This window comes from Schnuerera sp. (genome assembly GCF_035459645.1).
Classification (GTDB): domain Bacteria; phylum Bacillota; class Clostridia; order Tissierellales; family Tepidimicrobiaceae; genus Schnuerera.
In genome coordinates this window covers 1-7673 of the sequence record NZ_DATHXO010000217.1, presented here as the reverse complement: position 1 = coordinate 7673, position 7673 = coordinate 1, and the positions used below count along the sequence as shown (strand labels likewise).

Genomic DNA, 7673 nt, shown 5'->3' with positions numbered 1-7673 from the left:
TTTTTCGATTTAAACACAAACTTTCTAATGGAGATATAATGGATGTTGAAGTTTACAGTGGCCCTATAAATATTGACAATCGAGATTTACTCTTTTCAATCATTCATGACTCTCAGGAAAAAATAGAATTAGAGAGAAAATATAGGAAAAGCAAAATTTATTTTGATAGTTTATTTGATAATTCTCCAGAAGCAATTGCTATTGTTAATAAGGATTTTAAGGTTCTGGATGTTAATAATGGATTTCAAAATGTTTTCCTATATGATTTAAAAGATATAAAAGGAAAAGATCTTACAGAATTATTATGTGAGGAAACTCTATATGATACTTCCTATAGTTTTAGGGAATCTATAAAGAAAGGTAAGTTTGTAAAAAAAGAAGTGAAAAGAAAAAGAAAAGATGGGAGATTATTAGACTTATTACTATTAGGATTCCCTCTTATATTAGATGGTGAAACTATAGCAGCTTATTGTGTTTACTCAGATATAAAAGAAGTAAAAGAAAAAGATAAACAAATTGAATTATTGACAAAAAGGGATATTTTGACTGGTTTATTTAATAGAAAATTCTTTTTAAATGAATTAGACAAAAGAATATTAAAAAACAAAGAGGAAAATAGGATAGAAGAAAAAATTGCCGTCATTGTAATAAGTATAAATGAATTTAAAGAAATAACAGAAGCATTAGGTCCTTTAGCGGGAGACAATATATTAAAAGAGTTTGCAGGAAGGTTGAAACAAAGTATAAATATAGACGATTTAGTTGCTAGATTTAGTGAAGATGAATTTGCTATATTGATTTCTAATTTTAAAAATATAGAAAAGCTAGAAGAATTAACTGATAACATTTTAAAAAAATTACATCCATCTTTTCAAATAGCACAAAACCAAATTCAAGTTAGAACAAGCATAGGTATAGCAATATTTCCAGACGATGACATAAAATCAATTGGATTGGTAAGAAAAGCAGAAATTGCTATGAATAAATCTAAAGAGTTTAATTCCAACACTCCAGTTAAATTCAAAAAAGAACTAGACAAAGAAGTTCAAGAATATTTTTGGATAAAAAGCAATTTAGCAAAAGCTCTTTGGTACAACGAATTGTTTTTAAACTATCAACCAATATATGATACAAGTATAAATAAATTAATAGGAGTAGAAGCCTTAGCAAGGTGGAACCATAATAAAGTAGGCATAATTCCTCCATCTAAATTCATTCCAATAGCTGAAAAGACAGGACTAATATATTCAATTGGAGAGTGGGTCTTATTAAATGCATGTAAACAAAATAAAAAATGGCAGGATTTAGGATATGAGCCTATATATATGTCAGTCAATATATCTGCTCTTCAATTAGAACAACCTAATTTTATAAATGTAGTTAAAAAGGTAATAGAGGAATCAAAATTAAATCCAAGATACCTTCAATTGGAAATAACAGAAACATTTTTTACTCAAAAATATGAACTAATAGAAGATGCAATAAAAAAACTTGAGGAACTAGGAGTTAAATTGGCAATAGATGATTTTGGTACAGGCTATTCTTCTTTAAGCCAACTTTGTGAGTTCAATATAGACAATATAAAAATAGATAGAAGCTTCATAGATGGAGTTGATAGAAATTTGAACAAAAGGAAAGTAGTTAAGGCAGTGATATCTTTAGCTAAAAGCTTAAATATAGATTTAACAGCTGAAGGAGTTGAAACTCAGAATGAATTAAAATTTTTAAAAGAAAACAAATGTCCAATAGCACAAGGGTATTTGTTAAGTAAACCAGTAGAGAATGAGCGGATAGAGGAATTGCTTCAAAAAAATGATAAAGCTTGATGTAAATATTGCATAGGTTTTAGTATAGCAGAATGAGAAGAATTATATTCTGCTATATATTTTTGCCAAAAGTTGACATGATTTTCATAAAAGCATATAATCATGACGACAAAGCAATCATAATAAGAAATACTTAAGGGGGTACATATGAATAGTATTAAAACTAAACTAATTTTATATTTTTCCATACTTATTTTAGTATCAACGGCAGTTATAGGATTTATTGCATTAGAACGGGCTAGCGAATCTTTAAGCGAAGAATCAGAAGAAGCTCTTGCTTCATTGGTCCACGAAGGTGCTAGAGTGACAGAAAGTAGAATTGAAACACAAATGAGAACTCTAGAAATGATAGCATTAAGAGAGGATATTCAAAGTATGGACTGGGAATTACAAAGACCTGCTTTAGAAAATCAAATTAAGCAAACGAATTTTTTTGATATTGGAGTTGTACAATTAAATGGCACGATTTTTTTCAGAAATGGAAGAACTGAGGAGTTGGGGAACCAGGATTATATAAAGGAGTCTCTAAATGGCAAATCAGTTATATCAGAACCTATAACCAATAGTGAAACTAAAAGTATTTCACTAATATATGCCACTCCTATTATAAACGAAGGAGAAATTGTAGGTGCATTAGTAGGTCGTAGGGAAGGAAATGTTTTAAACGATATTATAAAAGATATAAGACTTGGTAGTAGAGGAGATTCTTATATGATTAATAATATTGGAAATATTATTGCATATTCTGATAGGGATAAGGTTGTTAATCAATGGAATCCTATTGAAGAAGTAAAAAATGATGAAAGTCTTAAATCAATAGCTGAATTATTTGGGAAGGTGTTACAAGAAAAATCAGGAGTTAGCAATTTTTCTTTTGAAGATGATGATTTATATGCTGCTTATGCACCTATAAAGGGGACTGGTTGGACCTTAGTTATAACTGCATATGAAAAAGATATATTGTCTATGATTCCTATATTAAAAAAGAATATAATGTTTTTTGCTATTATAATATTAATTATAAGTATTATAATTACATATGCAATAGGTAGCTCAATTACAAATCCAATAATAAAATCAGTAGAACATTCACAAGGAATAGCTAATTTAGACATAACTAAGGATGTACCAGGAAAATTGTTTAAACGGAAAGATGAAATTGGAACTTTGTCTAAGACGTTACAAAGTATAACAGATAGCCTTAGAGAAATAATATCTGATATAAGCAAATCCTCTGAACAAGTAGTATCTACTTCAGAAGAATTATCAGCTACTACTCAACAATCAGCTGCTTCAGCAGAGGAAGTATCTAAAACTACAGAAGAAATTGCTAAAGGCGCATCTGATCAAGCTCAAAGCACAGAAGAAGGAACGGCCAAATCCGTTTATTTAGGAAGTTCTATTGAAAAAAATATGGAATATACAAAGAATTTAAATGAAGCTTCAAATAAAGTTACAAAATCTGTTGATGAAGGATTAATTGAAATGGAAAATCTATCTAATATAACTGAAGAAAGCAATAAGGCAATAATAGGAATCCGTGATATCATATTAAAAACCAATGAAAGTTCTATAAAAATTGGTCAAGCTAGCGATGTAATATCATCTATAGCAGAACAAACTAATTTATTAGCGTTGAATGCAGCTATTGAAGCAGCTAGAGCAGGAGAAACAGGAAGGGGATTTGCAGTAGTAGCTGAGGAAATCAGAAAATTAGCAGAAGAATCTCAATCGTCTACAGAATCTATTTATGAAATGGTTAAAGAATTGCAAGAGAACTCTGATAATGCTGTAAAGGCAATAGATACGGTCACTAGTATAACAGAAGAACAAGGAAGTAGGGTAGTTTCGAGTAGAGATAAGTATTTATTGATAGCAGAAGCTATGAAAGAGGCAGAAAAGGCTGTTAAACGATTAAATGTATCTGGAGAGGAAATGGATAAAATGAAAAACGAAATACTTGATACGCTTGAAAATCTTTCAGCTATTGCACAAGAAAACTCGGCTGCCACTGAAGAAGTAACAGCATCAATGGAAGAACAAACTGCCTCTATTGAAGAAATTGCTAGTGCTAGTGAAGGGTTAGCTAGTTTAGCAGAGAATCTACAATCGATAATTATGAAATTTAAATATAATTGATATTGTTAAACTTATAATTTGTCCTTGTTTAAAAAATCTGAATAATTGATAAAGTAAAGGGTAATATGTTAATGAACTTGAAAAGGAAAAACAAACTTTAAAATATACCAGATTTTTGAAAGGAGAATTATTTAATGGATAAAGTAAAATTAGCGATTGTATATTATAGTTCAACAGGGACAAATTATCAATTAGCAAAGTGGGCTGAAGAAGGCGCAAAAGAAGCTGGTGCAGAGGTAAAAGTATTAAAGGTTGAAGAATTAGCCCCACAAGCAGCCATAGATTCTAATCCAGCATGGAAAGCTCATGTGGAAGAAACAAAAGATATACCAGTAGCTACAAATGATGATTTAGAGTGGGCAGATGCTTATATATTTAGTACACCAACTCGTTATGGAAACGTTGCATCTCAAATGAAACAGTTTATAGATACTACAGGAGGCGTGTGGGCAGAGGGCAAATTAGTAAATAAGGTTGTATCTGCTATGGCTTCTGCAGGAAATGCTCATGGCGGTCAAGAGGCTACTATTAAAAGTCTTTATACAACTATGATGCATTGGGGAGCTATTATTGTTACCCCTGGTTATACTGACAAATCCATATATGCAGCAGGAGGAAATCCATATGGAACAAGTGTAACAATAGATCAAGATGGAAAAATGATAGAAGATGTAAAAGAGGCAGTCAAACATCAAGCAAAACGTACAGTAATGATTGCAGAATGGATTAAAAAGGGAAGCAAATAGGAAGGGGGGATTTGGTGAAACGAGTTACAAAGGTACTTCTGGCAATTTCAATAATTGCATTACTAACAGTAACATTAGCTGCTTGTGGTTCTTCTGATACATCTAATGGAGATGTGATTTATAATGATGGAACTTATATTGGAGAAAGTGAAAAGAGAGAATTTGGATATGAAGAAGCTGAAGTTACTATAGAAGGCGGTGAGATAACCAATATAGTACTTAAGAGGATGACTCCAGAAGGCGACGAAGTTGATTATGATGAATGGACTGGTGAAGATGATAGACCAAATTTAAAGCAATTTAAAGAAGATTTAGCAGAAGAAATGATAGAAAAACAGAGTTATGATGTAGATGCCATAGCAACGGCAACAGAAACTTCTGAAGGCTGGAAGGAAGCAGTTAAAAATGCTTTAGAACAAGCTAAATAAGCTATAGTATGAAAAGCGGTAGATTAATCTACCGCTTTTCATTATCAATCATATCTATAGTTTTTTCTATAACAATATCTGCTTTTGCTATAGCTTTATTTCTGCTAACATTTGGGTTTTCCATAGTTCCGCCCATGCTATTTATTATATCTTTTGCTTTACTAGAATCATTATTATTAGTTTCAACAAATACACAATAATTAATATCTGTAATTTCTTCAAAACCACCCATACCACTTACCATAGGATTAGCTGCAGCTAAAGGAGAGTTTTCCCTATCTAAATTATTTGCACCTGAGTTTAGAACCAAATCTGCTAAACTTTCTCCACCAGCAGCACCAGGCATATCCGTCTTAACATCTCTATTGCCAATATAGTGGTCGTTGGCATCTACATAAACATTTACAAAGCCAGAATTTTTAAGCTTATTCACAGTTTCATTAGCAGTTTTTAAATCCCCAAAGAAACCTCTAATCTTCACAAAATCCCTCCAATTTAAAAATTTAATATATAATTATTATTTGTATTTAACTAAAAAATATCATAAAATTAAAAGTTAAAATCTCTGAATACTATATAAGAGTAATGAATAAAATGATATAATTAACAATGTGGTACTAATTTTATAAATAGGAAGTGAATTCTATGTATTCTCAATATTCGATTAAGGTAATTGAACATTTTATGACACCACAAAATGTGGGAAGTATGGTAGATTATGATGGAAAAGGTACTTTTGGTGATCCTGGATGTGGAGATTCTTTAACCATATATATAAAGGTAAAAGATGATATCATAGAAGATATATCCTTTTTAGTCTTTGGATGTACTGCTTCTGTAGCAACATCTAGTATGACTACTGTTCTTGCTAAAGGAAAAACCATAAAGGAAGCACTAGAAATAGAAGAAGAAGATATAGTTAAAGCTCTAGATGGATTGCCAGAAAATAAACTCCATTGTTCTAACCTTGGAGTACAAGCTTTACGAAATGCAATTAAAGATTATATGGATAAAAAAAATGAACTGGGTTAAAACCCAGTTTTATTATTTATATATAAAAAGAGGGAAACTATTATATTTATTCCCTTGACAAACTTGTACGTACAGGCTATACTATAAATAACAGCACTTGTACGTACAGGAGAAAAAAGGTTTTCCCAATATTTGGTTTAAAATTTAAGGGGGTAATAATATGTCTAAATTTACCAATGATATTCATCAACTGATAGAATATATCGGAGGTAAGGAAAACATTGTAAGCGTGTCCCATTGTGCTACACGATTACGCTTTGTATTGAAAGACCCTAAGAAGGCAGATATAGACAAAATTGAAGATATAAAGTCTGTCAAAGGTTCCTTTACACAAGCAGGTCAATTTCAGGTAATAATCGGAAATGAAGTATCTACATTTTACAATGAATTAATCCAAATCGCAGATATAAAAGAGGCTACGAAGGAAGATACCAAAATTGCAGGTAGACAGAATTTAAATATTTTACAAAGGTTGGTCTCCCATTTAGCAGAAATATTTGCTCCAATTATTCCCGCTATTGTAGTTGGAGGACTTATACTTGGTTTTAGAAATGTAATTGGAGATATAAAGATGCTAGAAGGAGGAACCAAAGCTTTAACAGAGGTTTCTCAATTTTGGGCAGGAACTCATCATTTCCTATGGTTGATAGGAGAAGCTATATTCCATTTCCTACCTGTAGGTATTACTTGGTCTATAGCTAGAAAAGCTGGTACCACACAAATATTAGGAATAGTATTAGGAATTACTTTAGTATCTCCCCAGCTATTAAATGCTTATGGTGTAGCAGGTGGAGCAGAAATACCAGTTTGGGATTTTGGCTTTGCCCAAGTACAGATGATAGGATACCAAGCCCAAGTTATTCCAGCTATGTTAGCAGGATATTTACTAGTATTCCTAGAGAAGAAATTGCGTAAAGTAGTTCCAGAATATATTTCCATGATAGTAGTGCCATTTCTATCCTTGGTACCTACTGTGTTAGTAGCTCATATAATATTAGGACCAGTTGGTTGGAAAATAGGTACAGTTATATCCAATGGAGTTTATGGTGGACTAACTTCTACACTTAAATGGTTATTTGCAGCTCTATTTGGATTCCTATATGCTCCTCTAGTTATTACAGGACTTCACCATATGACCAATGCCATAGATTTACAACTAATGAGTGAATTTGGAGGTACAAATCTATGGCCTATGATAGCTTTATCTAACATAGCTCAAGGTTCTGCAGTTTTAGCTATTATATTCCTTAATAAGAAGAATGAAGAAGAAAAGCAAGTCTCTATACCTGCTACCATATCCGCTTATTTAGGAGTAACAGAGCCGGCAATGTTTGGAATAAACCTAAAATATAGTTATCCATTTTTAGGAGCTATGGTAGGTTCGGCATTGGCATCCATATTCTCTGTAGGAACGGGAGTTATGGCAAATTCCATAGGCGTTGGAGGATTGCCAGGAATACTTTCTATTCAACCTCAGCACATGGGTAAGTTTGCTATTGCCA

General features: G+C 31.8%; 7 protein-coding genes. 6 read left to right on the top strand and 1 reads right to left on the bottom strand.

The window, feature by feature from the left end; genetic code table 11:
- The 4 genes from VK998_RS05160 to VK998_RS05145 form a co-directional block, all read left to right on the top strand.
- Nucleotides 1-1826: sensor domain-containing protein (locus VK998_RS05160; protein WP_325226268.1), on the top strand; the 1826-nt coding region annotated here is incomplete at its 5' end.
- 147 nt (nucleotides 1827-1973) lie between these two features.
- Entirely contained in the window at nucleotides 1974-3965 is a 1992-nt protein-coding gene (locus VK998_RS05155; RefSeq protein WP_325226266.1) for a methyl-accepting chemotaxis protein, read from the top strand.
- Between the two features lie 134 nt (nucleotides 3966-4099).
- Nucleotides 4100-4711 carry an NAD(P)H:quinone oxidoreductase gene (wrbA, locus tag VK998_RS05150; protein WP_325226264.1) on the top strand — a complete coding sequence of 204 codons (612 nt, stop codon included), beginning with the start codon at nucleotides 4100-4102 and terminating at the stop codon, nucleotides 4709-4711.
- Between the two features lie 14 nt (nucleotides 4712-4725).
- Nucleotides 4726-5139 (top strand): FMN-binding protein, encoded by a 414-nt coding sequence (locus VK998_RS05145; protein WP_325226262.1) that lies wholly within the window; start codon nucleotides 4726-4728, stop codon nucleotides 5137-5139.
- Between the two features lie 28 nt (nucleotides 5140-5167).
- Here VK998_RS05145 and VK998_RS05140 read toward each other — a convergent pair whose 3' ends face one another.
- A complete protein-coding gene (locus tag VK998_RS05140) occupies nucleotides 5168-5620 on the bottom strand; it encodes a hypothetical protein (RefSeq protein WP_325226261.1) in 453 nt (150 codons plus the stop codon).
- Nucleotides 5621-5784: 164 nt separating this feature from the next.
- Between VK998_RS05140 and VK998_RS05135 the strand changes: the two genes are divergently transcribed.
- Complete coding sequence (locus tag VK998_RS05135; RefSeq protein WP_325226260.1) at nucleotides 5785-6171, top strand: iron-sulfur cluster assembly scaffold protein; 387 nt, start codon at nucleotides 5785-5787, stop codon at nucleotides 6169-6171.
- A gap of 160 nt (nucleotides 6172-6331) precedes the next feature.
- Nucleotides 6332-7673: PTS system trehalose-specific EIIBC component (treP, locus tag VK998_RS05130; protein WP_325226258.1), on the top strand; the 1342-nt coding region annotated here is incomplete at its 3' end.

What these genes read in the sequence shown, in the direction of transcription:
- wrbA (WP_325226264.1), top strand. Translation starts at nt 4,100, where the DNA reads ATGGATAAAGTAAAATTAGCGATTGTATATTATAGTTCAACAGGGACA.
- VK998_RS05135 (WP_325226260.1), top strand. Translation starts at nt 5,785, where the DNA reads ATGTATTCTCAATATTCGATTAAGGTAATTGAACATTTTATGACACCA.
- VK998_RS05155 (WP_325226266.1), top strand. Translation starts at nt 1,974, where the DNA reads ATGAATAGTATTAAAACTAAACTAATTTTATATTTTTCCATACTTATT.